Origin of the sequence: Pseudoalteromonas sp. UG3-2 (assembly GCF_037120705.1) — a bacterium.
Taxonomy (GTDB): domain Bacteria; phylum Pseudomonadota; class Gammaproteobacteria; order Enterobacterales; family Alteromonadaceae; genus Pseudoalteromonas.
In genome coordinates, this window is the sequence record NZ_JAWLJU010000002.1 from 1,073,935 (window position 1) to 1,092,817 (window position 18,883).

The following is an 18,883-nucleotide window of genomic DNA, read 5'->3' on the forward strand; positions in this document are numbered from 1 at the left end:
TAATATTAATAAATAAGTGTGTTGCCTTAACTACAAACATCCGACCCCAGATGGCGGTGAAGAATTATTTGTAAAAAGACGGCGCGCTTTATACCATATATAAAGAATTAACTCAATCTTATGCATAAAATTTGTGCATAAAAAACGTTCATCTAAATTGACTTGGAGTCTAAATGAGTGCAGTGATTAAAACCCCTGAAGAAATCGAAAAGATGCGTGTGGCGGGGCGTTTAGCCTCAGAAGTACTAGAAATGATAGAGCCACATGTGAAGCCTGGGGTGACCACAGACGAATTAAACACCATTTGTCACAATTACATTGTTGATGAGCAAGGCGCGGTTCCTGCACCACTGAATTATCATGGCTTTCCGAAGTCAATTTGTACTTCGGTTAACCACGTCATCTGTCATGGTATTCCCAACGATAAACCACTAAAAGAAGGTGACATCATCAATATCGACGTCACTGTGATCAAAGACGGTTATCACGGCGATACTTCGAAGATGTTTTACGTTGGTAAGCCAACCATTCAAGGCAAGCGCTTAAGTGAAATTACCCAAGAAAGCCTTTACCTTGCCATTAAAATGGTTAAGCCAGGCGTGCGCTTAGGTGATATTGGCGCTGCCATTCAAAAATACGCAGAGAGCTTTAATTACTCTATCGTACGTGAATACTGCGGCCACGGCATTGGTAAAGAATTCCACGAAGACCCTCAGGTAATGCACTATGGCAAGCCTGGCACCGGTGAAACCTTAAAAGCCGGTATGTGTTTAACCATCGAACCTATGGTAAACGCGGGTAAACGCCAGTGTAAGCTACTTAAAGACGAATGGACGGTGGTTACCAAAGATCGCAGCTTATCGGCTCAGTGGGAGCATACCTTGCTCGTCACAGACAACGGTGTAGAGATCTTAACGCTACGCAGCGATGAGACCATCGACCGTATTATTGAGCATAACGACTAAGGCAAAAGCCTCTTATGCACAAATAACAATAAGCGGCTCTCGCCGCTTATTGTGTTTTTATCGCCAACGCGCTGCCTGCAGCACTTTTCTGTCCACTGCCCGTTCGGTCATTTTCAGTTGCTGAAAGCATGAGCCATCGCTTTGCTGTAGCTCGCAATTTCGTGCCATTTAGTGTAAAAAAGGGGTCTAGTGTTTTTGCGCGCATTACACAGGAGCCTAAGTGGCATTACCAAATAAAGTAAAAACGCTTCTTGATGAAGCTCAAATCCTATCTGAATACAAAGATTGCTCGGCGTATTTTTATAAATGGCTCAGCATGCAGTTCTCTAAACAACCGGTGCGAAACCTGATTAATGCTCGAGCCGAGTTTATTGACCGCTTACTGATCAAGCTTTTTAATGACACAGGCTTATCGCAACACCCAGACTTAGCGCTTATCGCCATTGGTGGCTACGGACGCGGCGAGCTCCACCCCTATTCCGATATCGACTTTTTGGTATTAACGCAAACGCCCCCCTGTCAGCAAGTGACTGCTCGACTTGAAGAGTTCGTCACTTTTTTGTGGGACTTAGGCCTCGATATAGGTCACAGTGTGCGCACCCACGAGCAGGTGCTAGAACAAAAACAAGACGATGTCCACTTTACCACTAGCTTGCTCGAAAGCAGGCTTATTTGCGGCAATCACGTTGAATACGAAAAACTCAAGCGCCATATTATTGAAACCCCAATTTGGCAGTCGAGCGACTTTTTTATTGCCAAGGTGAATGAACAAAATGTGCGCCACAAAAAGTGCCATGGTACGGCGTATAACCTTGAACCCAATATTAAAGAAAACCCCGGTGGCTTGCGCGATTTACAGACCATTTTTTGGGTGGCCAAAAAACACTTTCATGCCGAAACCCTAGAAGAATTAATTAACCATGGCTATTTGACCCACGAGGAGTACCAAGAGCTCCTTGAGTGCATTGAAAACCTCTGGAATATTCGCTTTGCCTTGCACATTGCCGCCGGGCGCAGTGAAAACCGCCTACTGTTCGACCACCAGCCTCATGCTGCTGAATTACTGGGTTTTGGCTCTGAAGGTAAAGCCTCGGTAGAGCGCATGATGAAACGGCTGTTTAGGATCATGAGCCGAGTGCGCGAAATGAACCAGATGCTGCTGTCTTATTTCGAGCAAAGTATTTTGCCAGAAAAGTCAGAGCAAGAAGTGGTACCACTGGACAGAAACTTTGAGCGCATTGGCAATAAAATTCGAGTAAAAAACCCGTCGGTGTTTTTCTTGCGCGAAAACCTCTTGGTGTTGTTTGAACACATTGCCGACAACCCCAAGATCACCCACATCGACCCCAATACCATTCGCACTATGCGCCAGGTTCGGCGTCGTTTGCTGGGCGACCTGCAGGACTACGCCGGCTGTCGAGATGCCTTTTTACGCTTATTAAAGCACCCGAACGGCATGGGTCGTGCGTTCACCCTGATGCACAAGCATGGGATCATTGCTGCTTACTTGCCGCAGTGGCGCAATATTTTTGGCCAGATGCAATTTGATTTATTCCACGCCTACACGGTGGATGAGCATACTCATAAGCTTATAAACAATATTTACCGCTACTTCGATAAAGATCATATTAGCGAGTTTCCCCTTTGCTCTGAAATCGTCTCGCGCATGGACAAGCCGGAATTACTTTATCTGGCCGCCATTTTCCACGACATTGCTAAAGGCCGCGGTGGCGATCACTCGGAGCTCGGTGCCGTAGACGCCATGGCGTTTGCCAAAATGCATGGTTTTACCGCCTCCGATGCCAAACTGGTCTCTTGGTTGGTGCAGCATCACTTGCTAATGTCAGTAACGGCGCAGCGCAAAGACATCAACGACCCCGATGTGATTGCCGAATTTGCCCAAAAAGTAAAAAATGAGCGCCAGCTGGATTACTTATACTGCTTAACGGTTGCCGACATTCGCGCCACCAATGATAGCCTGTGGAACGATTGGAAAAACACCCTGTTGCGGGAGCTTTACCTGCATACTCAGCGAGCACTACGCTTGGGCCTTGAAAACCCCATGGACATGCGCGACCAAATTCGTGATAAAAAGCGCCAAGCCAAACAGCGCTTGATCAACAAAGGTTATTTTGAAGAGTCGGTGGATTTAATTTGGTCGCGTTTTAAAGCCAATTATTTTACCGCCTTTAGTGAGCAGCAGATTTCTTGGCATACCAGTCATTTGTTAAAATCAAAAGACCTTAGCCAAGCCAGTGTGTTGGTGTCGAGTAAACCTATGCATGGCGGCACGCAAGTGTTTGTGTACAGCCCCTATGAAGCCGAGCTGTTTGCCAAGTTAGTAAGCGTCATTGGCTCGAAAAAAGCGCAAATTCAACACGCCCAAGTCATGGCCACCAAAGACGGCTATGTGGTGTTTAGCTTTGTGGTATTAGAGGTCAGTGGTAATCCACTGAGCGTGGGCCGCGCCGGCACCATACGCAAAGGCTTAGAGGCGATCTTAAAAGATCCGAAAAAGAAAATTCGCAGTAAAAAGAGCCGCTCGCAAAAATTCAAAGACTTTAATATCAAGCCTAAGATTATTTTGCGCCCCCATGCTCGCCCTAATCGCAGCTTAATTGAAATACAGGCTATCGATATTCCTGGGTTATTGACTAAAATAGCGGAGGTCTTTCAAGCCTATTCACTGCATATTCACGCCGCGCGTATTACCACTGTGGGCGAGCGCGCCGAAGACTTCTTTGTGGTCTCAAATAAAGAATACAAAGCGCTGGATGAGCTGCAAAAAGCCGAGCTACATCGAGCACTATTGAAAAAATTAAACGCTGAAACAGAATAATGAGGAAAATATGTCTGATTTAAAAACCACCATTGAAACTGCATGGGAAAACCGCGATAGCATCAGCCCAACGGCAGTATCAGACGAAGTAAAACAAGCCATTGTTCAAGCACTGGAAATGCTTGATTCTGGCGCTGCACGCGTCGCTGAAAAAATCAGTGGTGAATGGGTTGTGCATCAGTGGCTTAAAAAAGCCGTGCTGTTGTCTTTTCGTATTCGCGACAACCAACCACTGCACGACGGCGTAAATCAATTTTACGACAAAGTACCACTGAAGTTTTCGGACTACACCCCTGAGCAATTCCAACAAGGCGGTATGCGTGTGGTACCAAACGCCGTAGCGCGCCAAGGCAGCTTTGTCGGTAAGAACGTGGTACTGATGCCTTCTTACGTTAACATTGGCGCCTACGTTGACGAAGGCACCATGGTGGATACCTGGGCCACAGTCGGCTCGTGTGCGCAAATTGGTAAAAACGTACACCTCTCTGGTGGTGTGGGCATTGGCGGCGTTCTTGAGCCGCTACAGGCGAACCCAACCATCATTGAAGACAACTGCTTTATTGGCGCTCGCTCTGAGATTGTGGAAGGCGTTATCGTTGAAGAAGGCGCGGTTATTTCAATGGGCGTATACATCTCGCAAAGTACTCGCATTTATGACCGCGAAACTGGCGAAATCCATTACGGCCGCGTACCAGCCGGTGCCGTAGTAGTACCAGGCTCACTACCAAGCAAAGACGGCACACACAGCCTCTACGCCGCCATCATCGTGAAAAAGGTCGACCAACAAACCCGTGAAAAAGTAGGCATTAACGCCCTACTGCGCTCACTGGACGACTAATTAAGTTACCCCTAACAGGATAAGGCTTCACGCCTTATCCTGCTTAACAACTCCAGCTTTATAGGCCTTTGTTGGTTCTTCTGGCTGTCTATTAATACCCAGACTAAGCGTTAGTAGCTCACTTCAACGCCTATCAGATAAAACTCGCCATCCGTTAGAAGTGAAAGCCAACGGTTATTTGTCAGCGTTTAGGTCGTTGCTAGTGCTTTTTGCAAATATTGACTACTGACTCTTTTAACCCATCATTAAACTGATATTTGCCTAGTTTTTTATTATTTACCAGTAGTTGTGTTAGCTTTTTAAGCAAAGTCTTAGGTGTTTCACTACTGAGGCACTTTGAATATTTACTGTGACTTTTTGATGCATCTAGATAACCAAATAGGTAAGAAGTGCAATGCCGTTTATAGCTTGCAAACTTTGCTAAATCTGATGTGCATTCATTCACAAAGTCTTCAAACGATAGCGGCTGATAGCTTTTAACGTTAAAAGAAACAGCAAAAATAAATAAAACGACAATAATCTTCATAAAACGTCCGAAAACACTAGCCACCCGCCATAAACGGGAGCAACTTGTTGCGTGTCATGCGTCGCAGACGCGTTGTGCTGGCGATTGTTAGAGCTCACAGCTTGATAACGGCCAGCATATCTTCACCATCTTCATCTAACCCCACTTCCTGAAAGCCAAAACTTGAATAAAAATCGTTGGCCACTGGGTTTTCAGGGTCATAGCAAATTTCGATTTCTGTTACTTTGTCACTGGCTTTGATTTCATTGAGTGCCAAATGTAGCGCAGCTCTACCAATACCCGCTTTTTGATATTGTTGATCCACCATAAAGCGCCAGATAGAGACTTTTTCTGGCGTTTCCGATACCCACATGAAAAAACCGACAGGTGTGTCGTTTTGATAGATCGCTCTGCAGGTATGCCCTTGGCAGTAATGTGACTCAACCAAAGACCACATATTACTCGCAACATATTCCTGTTGCTCATCCGTGACATCTAAGTCACATACAGCTTCATAATTTGAACTGGTCACTTCTTCCAGTGTGATACTCATGAATTTCCTCAGAGCGCCCGCGTAATAGGCGCGAGCTTGCGAGCGTCCTAATTGACGCGCTTGTTCTACGTTTCACTTTCTGCTGCCTAGGAATAGCTTCATCGCCAGACCAAATACCAAACCAGCACCTAGCCAGATAGCAGCCTGTATGACAATTGCGCTGGAAGTTAACTGATTTTGGAAGATTTTTGGCAACACCATAATGCAAAACATTATGGCTCCATAGGTTATACCCATTTTGAGCCAATTGGTTTTCTTGGCTTCTGGGAGTTCAGTTGCCACAACTTCGGCGAATCGGCCTTTTTCTTTCTCAAGCCATATTTCTTCACCGAATATTTTGAGCCAAATCCAAATCGGGAACGTTAGAGCTAGTAATATAAGGCTGGTAATATTCCAAAGGCACGGTATTCTTCCGTGGCACTCTGGACATACATAGCCAAACCAGTGGCCAAATGAATTACTTTTAGACCAAAGTCTGCTGTCATTTAGCGCATTGCATTCTGGGCATGGAATGTACTGCCTTTCCATTAACGGGGCATCACTAGTATTATCTATAAGAGTTACCTTTGGGATTCTCTGTCCGAGAATTAACTCATTGAATGCCAGTCCTGGGTTGATAATCCAATGAAGCAACATTGGGTGCGGCAGCTTCCATACTTTGTATTTTTCTTTATCGAATTCCATGCTTACTCTTTACTCTATTCATGGTTGACGTAGAACGCCCGCATTTGCGGCTGGTTTGGAGCGAAGCGGAAAACCAGTCCGACAACATGCGTTTGTTAGCTGCCTTCATTTTGCTTGCTCGAATTCCCGACAACTTCATTATATAAGCTTGAAAATCGCTCGATTACACGCTCCGCGAAGAATCCAGTGATTGCAGAAACGCCAGTAACTCCCCACACATTGAAGGTGTCAATTTGAGTTTGATTTATTATTCCAGCTCTTAAAATTAGAAAAAGAACAACAGACACAAAAAGCCCAACAATTGCCGCATGTACCATGTGCCACAAATTAAGCTCTTCTTTTTTTATAACAGCCTCATGCGAAAAGTAACGCATAAGCCCACCCATCATTCCTGAAGAGGAAACAGCCAGAAAAACTTGAGCTTCTCGTAGCCTAGACGGATCTGTAAACGGCATGCTTTCATAAAAAAGAATGGAAAAACAAACTCCAGAGAAAGTTATGAAGAATAGCAAAACTGCTAACCCTCTCACTACGAAATAGCTGAATTTGTCAGGTTCGATTGCTATAAAAGAAGCAACCGCAACACTAACAACCATTGCAATCATCAATGAATCAATACTGCTCTCGTATAGTCCGCCTTTCATAAAGTAGAAGACCATAAACCCTGCTATAGCAAGCATTGCCGGAAGCATACGCTTAGTGAATTCTTGTTTCTTTTTCTTCTCGTATTCTTCTTTATCTAATTCATCCATTGTGGATCCTTACTAAAGCCAATATTCCGGCAGCTAACAGTGTATTAGCGTGAACGCAGAAATATCTCTATGTATGAAATATTGCATAGCTTCACACCAAAGCAGTTTATTCTCAATAATAACAGTAAGTTACCACCAAACCTCTCAGTGCTCAAGTATTAGTCAGCTGGAGAAAGCGAGACCATAGATATTCGAGACTCTAAGTCTCGTTATGTAACATAGTTAAATTACTTTATTTCATATACTTAAAAATAAAATTGAGTTATTCGAGACAATAAGAAATGATTAAAGCGAGAAGTATGGCTAGTGAATTTGAGCGTCTTTGCTTCGAGTAAACATCGATAAGCCATTCAGCCACGCAGGCGGGCGTAAAAAGCCATCACAAGGACAGCGTTTTCAGCTCTATCAGCAATAAAACGATTAACAGATTAAAACAGCAAACAACAGCAACTCCCTCCTCCCTCATCACACCCTCAAGTCAGCAGCCAATTAACTTATTTCGCGCAGGGAAGCGCGAAAAAGCATGTCAGGGCCAAGGACGGCCCTTACATGCTGGTAACGTTAAAATTGGCTGATTACTTGAGGTTCCTGGTGTGATGTTGGGAGTGCCCTTTCTTTTGCTTACTTTTCTTTGGGCGGCAAAGAAAAGTAAGTCGACGCCCATGGACGGGTGTCGAAACCCGTCACGAGGACAACCAAACCCATACACAGGAACAAAAAGGTTTAGTCTCAGTAATAGTAAGTGTGATGCTGGGAGCGCCCTTTCTTTTACTGACTTTTCTTTGGGCGGCATCGATGCGTCAGTCGACGCCCATGGACGGGTGTCGAAACCCGTCACAAGGACAACATTCCCTCATCATTAAAGTAGTATAGCTTTTAACTTAGCTTAATGAGCATGGTCAAAAGCTGAAATCACCACACATAATCCAACGACAACATGACATTGCGAGGGCGCCCGGGAAAGTAGCGCTCGCCGCTAAAGGAAGTAAAATCGGCGCGCTCGGCATAACGAGCATCAGTGAGGTTTTTCACCCGCATGGTAAGGGCTAACTGAGGGCTGGCTTGCCACTTGGCACGCAGTGACAACAAGTCATGCCCTTCATAGCGGTGTAAGTTTTCCGGATCGGTGTAATACTCGCCAACATGACGCCATACTAATGCAGTACTAAAGCTATCCACCGGCTGCCACTCCAGCTGTGACGTGGCCACAACTTTCGGCGCTGTATCGAGCATATTGCCGTTAATATTTACGCCGTTAAGCACTCTATCTTGCTCGTAGCGATGTTCGGCATAAGTAGCAGCAATATCGAGTTGCCACTGTGGCGATAGACGATAATTTAACTCCACTTCCACGCCTTCGTGGCTAGACTCGCCATCGTTAATATAGAAAAAATCACTGTCTCTGAAGATCAGGTTGTCTTTGACCATACGGTACAGCGCTACTTGATAACGCAGATCACGCGTTGCCCCTTTTAGCCCCACTTCGATGTTATCGGCCTGTACTTCTTGTAATTGCGCTTTTTGCTGAGCTCGCTGCAACTGGTAAAGCTCCGCCGTTTGCGGTGCCCGAAAACCCTTTGACACGTTCGCATAAAGCATGGCATCGGCATCAAGGCGATAGCTCAGTGCCAAAGTAGGTGAAAAGCTACTAAAGTTGTCACCGCCACTGGCCGGGCGGCTATAGCGACACCCTCCCATGCCACATTCAGTGCCATCGGCTTTGGTTCTGCCAACGGGTAAAAAGTTGTCATAGTCATAGCGGATCGATTCAAAGCGTCCCCCAAGGTCTACAGTCCACTGCTGTTGTTGCCAGCGTAACAGCGCATAAGGCGCGATTTGGCTAGCATCTACTTGGTAATCGTAATGCTTGCCCATGGGTATGGTGGCTTGTAAAAATGCCGACCCTTGCGTTGGCCGGTCTTGCTGTTGCAGCATTTCTCCTTGGGTGTACTCGGCATCAAGCCCCCAGTTCAGGGTGACATGTTCAGCCAACGGCGTTTTGACCGCAGTTTGAATGCCGACACCGGTTTGACTGTTGGTTTCCAGTGGCTTACCTGGTAAGAAGTGTTTTAAAAAGTCCATCTCTTGCCAGCGTAAGTATGGCTTAACTAAAATCTCGCTTTCTCCACGCTGCCAGCTTAGCGCACTCCAAGCTCGCAATGACTGAGCTTTACGATAGGCTTCGGGGTTTTCGTTGCCCTTGGCGGCCACTGTATCTTTGTAGCTATCGGCGCCGGTAATGTAGCCTGCGGTGTCTTGATCCAAGTGAGTGTAGGTGAGCCCAGAGGCGGCAGACACGCTTTGCCCTTGATATTGGTGTCTTAGGCTCAGTTTTTGTTGTGAGACGCTTTCCCCTTCTCTGTAACCACTGTCGTGGGTAAGGGTTGCCGCGGCGCCAAGGTTATACTCACTGCTACCGCCTGCCATGCGCGCTCGGGTATACCCAAACGAGCCATAATCTAGCCCTAATTCGGGGGCACTGTTTATGGTGTCTTTGCTTATTACATTCACCACGCCATGCATGGCATTAGAGCCATACAGTACGCTATTAGGGCCTTTTAACACTTCGATGCGCTCGGCCGCTTCAAAATGCGATTCAAACAGCTCATTGATGTTACAAAATCCCGCAGCGCGTAACGGAATGCCATCTTCGGCGGCGAGTAAACCGCCGCACGCCCCGGCGCCAGAAAGCACCTGAGAGCGCAATGCCGGTAAATACTCTTGACCATTGCCATGCTGCAAATTGGCCCCTGCTACCGTTTGCATGGCTTTTTCAATGTGGGTAACGCCTATGTCTTGCAGTTGCGCTTGTGAGATCTGAGATAAAGCCACCGGTTCAAGGGCACTGCTGGCTTCAAACCGCGATGCCGTAGTGGTGATCACCTCAATATCGCTGTTATCACTGGCAAAACCAAGGCTTGGGGTTAACAACCCCCCTAACAAAAACATCTTCCGATAGGTCATATTCTTCCCCGAAAAAAAGGGCATCATGCCCTTTTAAAATAGTTATTGTACTGATTGGCGTTGCAACCTGATCATTGTAAATGGCGACTTTCACTTAATAATGAATGTATTACCAAACAATTAACCCGTGCTATGCGGTTTAAGCCGTTCTTGCCTCAAGCATGATCCGCTTCATATCGCGCACGGCCTTTTCTAAGCCGTCGATGGCGGCTCTGGCAATAATGGCATGGCCAATGTTCAGCTCGTAGATTTCTGGCATGGCAGCGATAGGTTTAACGTTGTGATAATGCAAGCCATGACCGGCGTTAACCACAATCCCAAGGCCGTGGGCATACTGTACGCCTTCACGAATACGCTCAAGCTCGGCGGTCATTTCAGCGTCGCTTTCGGCATCCGCATAGGCACCAGTGTGGATTTCAATGTACGGCGCGCCAGTTTGCTTAGCGGCATCTAACTGCGCTTTATCGGCATCGATAAATAAACTCACTTTTATTCCAGCGGCGCTCAAGCGCTTAGTCGCAGCGGTAATTTTGTCTAGGTTACCAGCCACGTCTAAGCCGCCTTCAGTGGTCAGCTCTTCGCGTTTTTCAGGCACAAGGCAAACATACTCTGGCTTCACTTCACAGGCAATATCGAGCATTTCATCGGTCACTGCGATTTCTAAGTTCATGCGTGTCTGAATGGTCTTCGCCATCACATACACATCGCGGTCTTGAATGTGGCGACGGTCTTCACGGAGGTGAATGGTAATGCCATCGGCACCAGCGTGCTCGGCAACGGCCGCTGCATGGGCAGGATCGGGGTAACTGGTACCACGGGCTTGGCGTAAAGTAGCAATGTGATCAACATTCACGCCGAGTAAAATATCTTTCATTGTTTGTCCCTTGAATATATTGCTTTAGACTCAGCCACAGAGCCAAGCTAAACTATTTTTTACTAATAAATAATTCTCTACTTTTTAACCCCTGCTTACCGAGCAAGGGTCGCATCAAGCGGCGCGTCAGCTGCTTTGCTGCGCGTCTCACTCCAGTGTCGCTGAAATCTTGTTGTGCAATAGCGAGTAACGTTTTTCCCGATATGGTATCAGCTTCGCGACCAACCGCAACAAAGCCGTATTCAGATACGTATTTGTACGCGCTTTGCGGTGCAACCGGATTACCTTCAGCATCAAACTCCAGCTCAACCCCAAAACCCAGTTCGCTCAGCAGTTGCAGTTCAAAACTGCGCAAAATGGGTTCAACATCGAGCTCGCTACTAAGGCGAGTGAGATGTAGTTGGTATAAGTCGAAAATTTGCTCTAGCGGCTCATTGACCGGCACCACCCGTTGGGTTAGCTCGTTGAGGTATAAACCACAGTAAAGTTGTCTCCCAGTTAGGGTAACTTGATTATCGGTGGGCTCAAAGCGATTGATGTATTTGAAGTCGTAACGACCAGCGTATTGCAATAGTAGTAATGAGAAAGGCCGCAGCTGGGCATTGTGTTTGAGGGATTGCTTGCCCTTAACTCGGGCAAGCATTTTTAACTGTCCAACGCCTTCAACAAGCACATCAAGAAGGATCTGAGAATCGCTATACGGGCGGCGATGTAACAGATAGGCTTGTCGAAAGTCGCTATCCAATCAGTCTTCTCCGTACCCTAGGCTGCGCAGCGCACGCTCATCATCAGCCCAACCGGATTTCACTTTTACCCAACACTCGAGATAGACTTTGTTATCGAGCATGTCTTCTAAATCTTTACGCGCTTCGCGACCGATCACTTTAAGCTTTTCGCCTTTGTTTCCAATCACCATGCGTTTTTGTGATTCACGCTCGACTAAGATCAAGGCGTTGATCTGCCACACGCCATTGTCTTGCCACTTAAACTGTTCGATTTCCACGGTCACCGAGTACGGTAGCTCGTCGCCCATAAAGCGCATCAGCTTTTCGCGCACAATTTCGGCGGCCACAAAGCGCATCGAACGGTCGGTAACATAATCTTCTGGGAAGTAGAACTCACAGGCTGGCAGGCGCTTGTGCACTTCTTCTTTGATGATGTCGACGTTCTTACCTTGCTTGGCTGAAATGGGCACGATGCCAATAAAATCGCCTTGCTCACTAAGCCACTGAATATGAGGCATCAGTAAGTCTTTGTCTTTGACCTGATCGGTTTTATTCATCACCACTAAAATCGGACGGCCGCTTTCTTTGATTTTGGTTAATACCATTTCATCGTCGGCGGTCCAGTGAGTGCCCTCAAGCACAAACAAGATCATCTCGACATCGCCGATAGAGCTTGAGGCCGCGCGATTCATTAAGCGGTTAATGGCGCGCTTTTCTTCAATATGTAGCCCTGGCGTGTCGACGTACACCGCTTGGTAGTTATCCTCTGTGTGGATCCCCATAATACGGTGACGAGTGGTCTGTGGTTTGCGCGAGGTAATACTGACCTTTTGCTCAACCAGTTTGTTTAATAGCGTCGATTTACCCACATTTGGTCGACCGACGATGGCAATCATGCCGCAATGCGTATCAAGCGTCATTCTTTAATATCTTAAGCGCTTTTTCGGCAGCTTTTTGCTCGGCTTTACGTCGCGAGCTGCCTACTGAAATTATACTTTCCATCCCTTCCACTATACATTCTACCGTGAACGTTTGGTTGTGTGCTTGACCCTTAGTGTCAATCACAGTGTAGCCTGGCAATGGTAGTTTGCGAGCTTGCAAATACTCTTGTAGCAGGGTTTTAGGGTCTTTTTGGTTGTGCCCTGGTGAAATCGCCGATAATCGCGTTTCATACCAGCTCAGTACCAAATCTCGGCAAACATCGATGTCTGAGTCTAAAAACACCGCACCGATGATGGCTTCAACAGCATCGGCTAAGGTTGACTCACGACGAAAGCCACCGCTTTTTAGCTCGCCAGGACCTAAGCGTAAATAATCACCTAGCGCAAACTCAACGCCAAACTCGGCTAACGTTTGACCGCGAACTAAGGTTGAGCGCATACGGCTTAAATCGCCTTCGCGGGCTTTAGGGAATTTGTGATACAAAGCATTGGCTATCACAAAGCTCAAAATAGAGTCACCCAAAAATTCGAGACGCTCGTTGTGCTGGCCTTTGTGACTGCGGTGAGTTAAAGCCTGCTCAAGCAACGCCTTGTCTTTGAAGTGGTACCCTATTTTATTGTACAGTTCTTCTACGTTTCTTTTCATTGTTACTGAATGCTACCTAGGCGTTCAAACCGAACACCAGTTGGAACCCAACTTGGCAAAATGCTATCTGGGCCATTATCAAAGTCAAAACTTAACCAAATAAACACCGCGCGACCAACCAAGTTTTCATCTGGAACAAAGCCCCACATACGGCTGTCTTGGCTGTTATTGCGATTATCACCCATGGCAAAATAACTGCCCTCAGGGACCACCCACTCGTCGCGACGAGTACCAGGCTGTTGATAATAACGGTCGGTTAGTTCTAACACTTCTGGGTTAATTAAAATGTCATGCTCGGCATCAGGCAAATGCTCAGTTAAACGCACCAATTGCATCGGCCCTTGGGTGAATTCGTCACGATTAACAATGTCCACGTCAATCTTGTTGTATTCACCACAAGTCAAACCATTGGCTTGCTCTTGCGTGGCTGTGCATTTTGGTTTGATGTAAAGCTGACGGTTGCGATAAACAATATGATCGCCAGGCAAGCCAACGATCCGCTTGATGAAATCAACACGCTCATCCAGTGGGAATTTAAACACCGCAATATCGCCACGTTCTGGCGTGCCTGTTTCCACCAATTTAGTACGCCAAACTGGGTCTTTAATCCCGTAGGCGTACTTTTCCACTAAAATAAAATCGCCATCTAACAGCGTTGGCATCATTGAACCCGATGGGATCTGAAACGGCTCAAAGATAAATGAGCGGAAAATGGTGATGGCGGCAATCATCGGAAAAATTGATTTCGCATTTTCTACAATGGCAGGCTCAGGTGCGATTTCGGCCATCAGATCGTCGTCTAGCTTGTGCTCCGACGCCCCTTGAGCGATAGCAAGCCGTGCTTGTCGTTTTGGTGCATATACTAAGTGGTCAATCAGCCAAATAAGGCCTGAGCCGACCGTGATAAGCACCAATAAAATCGAAAAATAACCTGCCATTTGTATTTCCTGTTACTTGCCTACTTTTAATATTGCTAAGAACGCGTCTTGTGGCACCTCAACGTTACCGAGTTGCTTCATCCGCTTCTTACCTTCTTTTTGCTTTTGTAGTAGCTTTTTCTTACGGCTAACGTCACCGCCATAACATTTGGCAATTACGTTTTTACGTAGCTGCTTGACTGTGCTTCGAGCAATAACGTGGTTGCCGATTGCCGCCTGAATAGCAATATCAAACATTTGTCGTGGGATCAATTCACGCAGCGCTTCTGCCAGCTGACGGCCACGACTTTGCGCGCCATCACGGTGCACGATAATCGCCAAGGCGTCAACGCGGTCGCCGTTAATTAAAATATCCACTCGAACCATGTCCGAAGGCTGGAAGTGTTTGAAGTTGTAATCCAGCGAAGCAAAGCCACGGCTGGTTGATTTCAACTTATCGAAAAAGTCCATGACCACTTCAGACATTGGCAACTCATAGGTTACCGCTACTTGCTTACCGTGGTAACTCATTTTGGTTTGCATGCCGCGTTTTTCAACACACAAGGTAATAACGTTACCTAAGTATTCTTGTGGCACCAAAATGTTGGCTTCAACAATCGGCTCACGAATCTCAATGATGTCATTGACCGGTGGTAGGTCAGAAGGATTATCGACCTTGACAACGCCGTCTTTGGTTTCAACTTCGTAAATTACCGTTGGCGCGGTGGTAATAAGGTCAATGTTGTACTCACGCTCCAAACGCTCTTGGATGATTTCCATGTGCAACATCCCCAAGAAACCACAACGGAAACCAAAGCCCAGTGCCGTGGAGTTTTCTGGTTCGAAGAACAAAGACGCATCGTTAAGACTTAACTTTTCAAGAGCGTCTCGGAAGTTCTCATAGTCATCCGATGAAATCGGGAACATGCCTGCATAAACCTGCGGCTTAACGCGCTGGAAGCCCGGTAAACGATCGGTGGCAGAGTCGCGTGCCATGGTGATGGTATCACCCACTGGAGCACCATGAATGTCTTTAATGCCCGCGATAACAAAGCCAACCTCACCGGTTTTAAGTACACCGGTATTGGTTTGCTTTGGCGTGAAAATACCGACTTTATCCACTTGGTGGGCTTGCTCAGTGGACATGATTTTGATTTTCTCACCTGAGCGCAGTTCACCGCTTTTAATTCGCACCAAAGAAACCACCCCTTGGTATGGGTCAAACCACGAATCAATGATCAAGGCTTGTAATGGCGCATCTGGATCGCCTTCTGGTGGCGGGATATCTCGCACCAATACTTCAAGTACGTCTTCAATACCAATGCCGGTTTTAGCACTACACTGCACCGCTTCTAATGCTTCAATGCCAACAATGTCTTCAATTTCTTCGGCAACGCGCAGCGGATCGGCCTGTGGCAAGTCAATTTTGTTTAGGACTGGAATAACTTCTAAGTCCATTTCTATTGCGGTGTAACAGTTTGCTAGAGTCTGCGCTTCAACGCCCTGACCGGCATCAACCACCAACAAAGCCCCTTCACAGGCGGCGAGTGATCGCGACACTTCGTAGCTGAAGTCAACGTGACCTGGGGTGTCGATGAAGTTTAGCTGGTAGGTTTCACCATCTTTGGCTTTGTAATTAAGCGTCACGCTTTGCGCTTTGATGGTAATACCGCGCTCACGTTCAATGTCCATCGAATCCAGTACCTGCTGCTGCATTTCGCGGTCTGTTAAGCCGCCACAAACTTGGATTAAGCGGTCTGACAACGTCGATTTTCCATGGTCAATGTGGGCGATAATAGAAAAGTTACGGATATGCTTCATATACTGGATTCAATACTTCTGTTAGTCACAAATAGAAATTAAGACCTAGATTTTACATTTTATTTAGTACAATCACCATCTATTTGCGTTATTGGTAGGCTAATTGGGTAAATTTTTATCACTTTTACCTGATGTTTGAGGGTTTCGCCCTTGGCTTTGGCGAAAAATAAACCGCCGGCGGCACCAACAACTGCAAAAATAATTTGTACTGGCTCAGGTAGCTCAAACAACAGCGCGGCGCTAAACATCCCCACAAAGGCAAAAATAAGCGGCAACATGTAAACATAAAAGGCATGCTTAACCACATTACTGTCATCCAGTGACAGCTTTATTTTTTGCCCCACCTCAACCGCTTGGTCAAGCTGTAAGGGAAATTGCTTTTTGTGGGTACCGAAGAGTTTGGCAAAGATTTGTGAGCCGCATTTACCATTACACCCTTCACAGGCGGGTTTTGCTTCTGCTTCTAAATAAACGGTCGCGCCCTTTATGGCCGCGACCGTCAATGTTTGTTCAATCATAGTGGTCTTTTAACGGATTCTGCAATCGCTTTGGCGGTCATCGCTGGAATTTTACCAACCACGGATACATCAAAGGCATTGGTGTTATGCACATACACTGTGGTGGCGCCAGATGATAGCGCGCCGCTTGGGCGCTGCCCCGGCAACGGCCGTTGCACGAACACCGAAATATCCACCAAACCGTCTGAGAACAGGTAGTAATCCGCCAGCTCATTGTTTAAATCTAACTTATGGCGGTCTGATTTTAACAGCTCAAAACCTTCAGGTAACCAACCAATTTGCCAATTATTTTTGCCCGTTGTTTCCAGCTCGGTAAGTAGACCAGACACCGGCGCTGGAAACTGTTTCTCAGCAAGCTCTTGTAACTGTTCGGCAGGCGATTCGGTCACACTAATGTGAGTTAATTGCAACTGCTCAAGCATTTCACCTTGCTGATTTACATAGGCCGATTTCAACAGTAGCGATGACTCGGTATCAATCCATAACCAGTAGTTATATTTACTGTCGTCTTTGGACTCTAACCGTACTAATTGTGCAGGACGGTCAACAATGCGGCCTTTGCCACCGAGGACAAAATCGTAGCTGTGCTTCAGCGACTCGATGTTTTTGAATAATACCTCAGGAATGGGGCCGGCAATGGAGTCGGTTTGAATGGTGTAAGGCTCAGATTGCGGCTCAAAGTAAGTGACGTTATCACCAATACGGATCATCTCCAAACCGGCGCCATTGAGTAAGCTCAACAGCTCGACCTCAACGCCATCTTGATTGCCATGCAGCCAGCGATAGGGCTCCATTGACTTGCCTTTGACCACCACAAAAGAAGCGTCAAAATTGCGCTGATGAACCGCGGTGGCCATGTCTTTTAACAGTTGTTTGGCCGATAGGCCATCACTGGCCCATAAACCGCTCGAGAAAAATACACTAACTACAACTAACAGTGCTCTCATTTACTGCTCTTTGTCCTCTTGTTGGTCAGCCGCTTTTGTGCTCGATGACTGCTGAATGGCATAGGCCATACGAGACTGCCTTTGATGCTCTAGCACTAATGCGCCAATGCGCTGTTGTTGCAGTTCTCGGATCCCTTTAGAAGCCGTCTCTAAGGCCGGCTCTGACGACAAGCTCACTGGCGATACGCCACCAGTCAATGGTGTGGATTGCAGCTGTAAGTGCTCGTTTGCAGGGGTTGGCGTCGTACCGCTTAGGGTGTTCACACCGAGGATAGCAAATAAAGACACACTCGCCGCAATGGCCACTTGAGCAAATGGCTTACGCCATGCATTCAAAGCAACCACTTTGTTTTCTGCTGTGTCGCTGGCAGAGGCCACCACTTCGTTGTGGGCAGACTCTTGCTCGAGTGCCGCGGCAAAACTACGGGTTATATCAATGCTTGGCGTAGCTTGTTGCTCGCTGCGCATGGCATCGCCAATCAATGCGTAACGGGCAAACTTTTCTCTGTCTAGCTGCGCGTCAGTGTCGGCATTAAGTGACAAATCACCGTCAAAAATACGTGACGTAGTTATATCCTCTGTCACTGGTTTTTCCGCTTGTGCCATATTAAGACTCACCTATTAATGGGTTCAAATTATTATCTATCGCTTCCCTTGCGCGAAAAATTCTAGAACGGACCGTGCCTACTGGGCAGTCCATTATTACTGCGATCTCTTCATAGCTCATCCCTTCAATTTCCCGCAGTGTAATGGCGGTTTTTAAATCGTCAGGGAGGCGTTCTATGGTTTTGAAGATAACCGCTTTAACCTCATCGCTCAGAAGTAGATTTTCTGGAGAAGCGTTAGAGCGCAGTTGATCTGCACCATCATAAAATTCAGCTTCTTCAGCATCTACGTCATTGGCTGGCGGCTTTCTACCCTGCGCCACCAAGTAATTTTTTGAACAGTTAACCGCTATTCTATACAACCAAGTATAAAACGCGCTTTCGCCCCTAAAGTTAGGCAACGCTCGGTATGCTTTAATGAACGCTTCCTGTGCCACATCCGCCACATCGCCTTGATTTGCAACATAACGTGAAATCAGCGCTGCGACTTTATTTTGATACTTGGCAACTAACAGGTTGAATGCGTTTTTATCTCCCTGCTGAACGCGTTTAACTATATCTAGATCTAACTCCTGCTCGCTCATTCGAGCCGGTACTCCTCTTGTTGTTGTTCTAACATATCTCTAGTTGCCATTGTTTACAGCTACTCTGACTGGGTACTGAATAAAAAGTTCTGTTTTTTTGTATTTTTTTTTAAAATAAACGAATTCAGTCACCTTTGCGTATTTACTGTCGCTGGCAACCGCTTGCAATGGTTGCCAGCGACAGCCGATATTTATTTGTCCGTGG

The 18,883-nt window shown here is 46.6% G+C and carries 18 protein-coding genes; 3 read left to right on the forward strand and 15 right to left on the reverse strand.

From position 1 onward, the window contains the following. Positions 1–173: 173 nt before the first annotated feature. The 3 genes from map to dapD all read left to right on the forward strand — a co-directional run bounded on the left by map (position 174) and on the right by dapD (position 4,642). On the forward strand, positions 174–965 hold the full coding sequence (gene map / locus R3P39_RS08030; protein WP_336566786.1) for a type I methionyl aminopeptidase: 792 nt from the start codon (positions 174–176) through the stop codon (positions 963–965). Positions 966–1,185: 220 nt separating this feature from the next. After that, positions 1,186–3,804 (forward strand): [protein-PII] uridylyltransferase, encoded by a 2,619-nt coding sequence (gene glnD, locus R3P39_RS08035; RefSeq protein ID WP_336566787.1) that lies wholly within the window; start codon positions 1,186–1,188, stop codon positions 3,802–3,804. Positions 3,805–3,814: 10 nt separating this feature from the next. Continuing rightward, the gene (gene dapD / locus R3P39_RS08040) at positions 3,815–4,642 is read left to right on the forward strand and encodes a 2,3,4,5-tetrahydropyridine-2,6-dicarboxylate N-succinyltransferase (RefSeq protein WP_336566788.1); all 828 of its coding nucleotides are present in this window, start codon (positions 3,815–3,817) and stop codon (positions 4,640–4,642) included. A 199-nt stretch (positions 4,643–4,841) separates the two neighbouring features. Here dapD and R3P39_RS08045 read toward each other — a convergent pair whose 3' ends face one another. The 15 genes from R3P39_RS08045 to rpoE all read right to left on the reverse strand — a co-directional run bounded on the left by R3P39_RS08045 (position 4,842) and on the right by rpoE (position 18,678). Beyond that, positions 4,842–5,168, reverse strand: a complete 327-nt coding sequence (locus tag R3P39_RS08045) for a hypothetical protein (protein WP_336566789.1) — start codon at positions 5,166–5,168, stop codon at positions 4,842–4,844. A 94-nt stretch (positions 5,169–5,262) separates the two neighbouring features. Further along, on the reverse strand, positions 5,263–5,700 hold the full coding sequence (locus R3P39_RS08050; protein ID WP_336566790.1) for a GNAT family N-acetyltransferase: 438 nt from the start codon (positions 5,698–5,700) through the stop codon (positions 5,263–5,265). A gap of 72 nt (positions 5,701–5,772) precedes the next feature. Beyond that, a complete protein-coding gene (locus tag R3P39_RS08055) occupies positions 5,773–6,384 on the reverse strand; it encodes a hypothetical protein (RefSeq protein ID WP_336566791.1) in 612 nt (203 codons plus the stop codon). A 95-nt stretch (positions 6,385–6,479) separates the two neighbouring features. Next, on the reverse strand, positions 6,480–7,136 hold the full coding sequence (locus R3P39_RS08060; protein ID WP_336566792.1) for a YEATS-associated helix-containing protein: 657 nt from the start codon (positions 7,134–7,136) through the stop codon (positions 6,480–6,482). A gap of 912 nt (positions 7,137–8,048) precedes the next feature. Further along, positions 8,049–10,100 (reverse strand): TonB-dependent receptor, encoded by a 2,052-nt coding sequence (locus R3P39_RS08065; RefSeq protein WP_336566793.1) that lies wholly within the window; start codon positions 10,098–10,100, stop codon positions 8,049–8,051. Positions 10,101–10,239: 139 nt separating this feature from the next. Continuing rightward, the gene (pdxJ, locus tag R3P39_RS08070) at positions 10,240–10,974 is read right to left on the reverse strand and encodes a pyridoxine 5'-phosphate synthase (RefSeq protein WP_336566794.1); all 735 of its coding nucleotides are present in this window, start codon (positions 10,972–10,974) and stop codon (positions 10,240–10,242) included. 52 nt (positions 10,975–11,026) lie between these two features. Next, a complete protein-coding gene (gene recO / locus R3P39_RS08075) occupies positions 11,027–11,719 on the reverse strand; it encodes a DNA repair protein RecO (protein WP_336566795.1) in 693 nt (230 codons plus the stop codon). Continuing rightward, positions 11,720–12,619, reverse strand: coding sequence for a GTPase Era (gene era, locus R3P39_RS08080; RefSeq protein WP_336566796.1), 900 nt, complete (start codon positions 12,617–12,619; stop codon positions 11,720–11,722). Next, entirely contained in the window at positions 12,609–13,286 is a 678-nt protein-coding gene (rnc, locus tag R3P39_RS08085; protein WP_336566797.1) for a ribonuclease III, read from the reverse strand. The genes era and rnc overlap by 11 nt, the downstream gene beginning before the upstream one ends. 2 nt (positions 13,287–13,288) lie before the next feature. Beyond that, the gene (lepB, locus tag R3P39_RS08090) at positions 13,289–14,224 is read right to left on the reverse strand and encodes a signal peptidase I (RefSeq protein WP_336566798.1); all 936 of its coding nucleotides are present in this window, start codon (positions 14,222–14,224) and stop codon (positions 13,289–13,291) included. 12 nt (positions 14,225–14,236) lie between these two features. Further along, complete coding sequence (gene lepA, locus R3P39_RS08095; RefSeq protein ID WP_336566799.1) at positions 14,237–16,024, reverse strand: translation elongation factor 4; 1,788 nt, start codon at positions 16,022–16,024, stop codon at positions 14,237–14,239. A gap of 59 nt (positions 16,025–16,083) precedes the next feature. After that, positions 16,084–16,542 (reverse strand): SoxR reducing system RseC family protein, encoded by a 459-nt coding sequence (locus R3P39_RS08100; RefSeq protein ID WP_336566800.1) that lies wholly within the window; start codon positions 16,540–16,542, stop codon positions 16,084–16,086. Further along, positions 16,539–17,489, reverse strand: coding sequence for a MucB/RseB C-terminal domain-containing protein (locus tag R3P39_RS08105; RefSeq protein WP_336566801.1), 951 nt, complete (start codon positions 17,487–17,489; stop codon positions 16,539–16,541). Before R3P39_RS08105 ends, R3P39_RS08100 begins: the two co-directional genes overlap by 4 nt. Beyond that, entirely contained in the window at positions 17,490–18,095 is a 606-nt protein-coding gene (locus tag R3P39_RS08110; protein ID WP_336566803.1) for a sigma-E factor negative regulatory protein, read from the reverse strand. 1 nt (position 18,096) lies between these two features. Continuing rightward, positions 18,097–18,678: an RNA polymerase sigma factor RpoE gene (gene rpoE / locus R3P39_RS08115; protein WP_336566804.1), complete on the reverse strand. Its 582-nt coding sequence runs from the start codon at positions 18,676–18,678 to the stop codon at positions 18,097–18,099. Positions 18,679–18,883 lie beyond the last annotated feature (205 nt).

What these genes read in the sequence shown, in the direction of transcription:
- map (WP_336566786.1), top strand. Translation starts at nt 174, where the DNA reads ATGAGTGCAGTGATTAAAACCCCTGAAGAAATCGAAAAGATGCGTGTG.
- dapD (WP_336566788.1), top strand. Translation starts at nt 3,815, where the DNA reads ATGTCTGATTTAAAAACCACCATTGAAACTGCATGGGAAAACCGCGAT.
- R3P39_RS08045 (WP_336566789.1), bottom strand. Translation starts at nt 5,168, where the DNA reads ATGAAGATTATTGTCGTTTTATTTATTTTTGCTGTTTCTTTTAACGTT.
- R3P39_RS08050 (WP_336566790.1), bottom strand. Translation starts at nt 5,700, where the DNA reads ATGAGTATCACACTGGAAGAAGTGACCAGTTCAAATTATGAAGCTGTA.
- R3P39_RS08055 (WP_336566791.1), bottom strand. Translation starts at nt 6,384, where the DNA reads ATGGAATTCGATAAAGAAAAATACAAAGTATGGAAGCTGCCGCACCCA.
- R3P39_RS08060 (WP_336566792.1), bottom strand. Translation starts at nt 7,136, where the DNA reads ATGGATGAATTAGATAAAGAAGAATACGAGAAGAAAAAGAAACAAGAA.
- R3P39_RS08065 (WP_336566793.1), bottom strand. Translation starts at nt 10,100, where the DNA reads ATGACCTATCGGAAGATGTTTTTGTTAGGGGGGTTGTTAACCCCAAGC.
- pdxJ (WP_336566794.1), bottom strand. Translation starts at nt 10,974, where the DNA reads ATGAAAGATATTTTACTCGGCGTGAATGTTGATCACATTGCTACTTTA.
- era (WP_336566796.1), bottom strand. Translation starts at nt 12,619, where the DNA reads ATGACGCTTGATACGCATTGCGGCATGATTGCCATCGTCGGTCGACCA.
- rnc (WP_336566797.1), bottom strand. Translation starts at nt 13,286, where the DNA reads ATGAAAAGAAACGTAGAAGAACTGTACAATAAAATAGGGTACCACTTC.
- lepB (WP_336566798.1), bottom strand. Translation starts at nt 14,224, where the DNA reads ATGGCAGGTTATTTTTCGATTTTATTGGTGCTTATCACGGTCGGCTCA.
- lepA (WP_336566799.1), bottom strand. Translation starts at nt 16,024, where the DNA reads ATGAAGCATATCCGTAACTTTTCTATTATCGCCCACATTGACCATGGA.
- R3P39_RS08100 (WP_336566800.1), bottom strand. Translation starts at nt 16,542, where the DNA reads ATGATTGAACAAACATTGACGGTCGCGGCCATAAAGGGCGCGACCGTT.
- R3P39_RS08105 (WP_336566801.1), bottom strand. Translation starts at nt 17,489, where the DNA reads ATGAGAGCACTGTTAGTTGTAGTTAGTGTATTTTTCTCGAGCGGTTTA.
- R3P39_RS08110 (WP_336566803.1), bottom strand. Translation starts at nt 18,095, where the DNA reads ATGGCACAAGCGGAAAAACCAGTGACAGAGGATATAACTACGTCACGT.
- rpoE (WP_336566804.1), bottom strand. Translation starts at nt 18,678, where the DNA reads ATGAGCGAGCAGGAGTTAGATCTAGATATAGTTAAACGCGTTCAGCAG.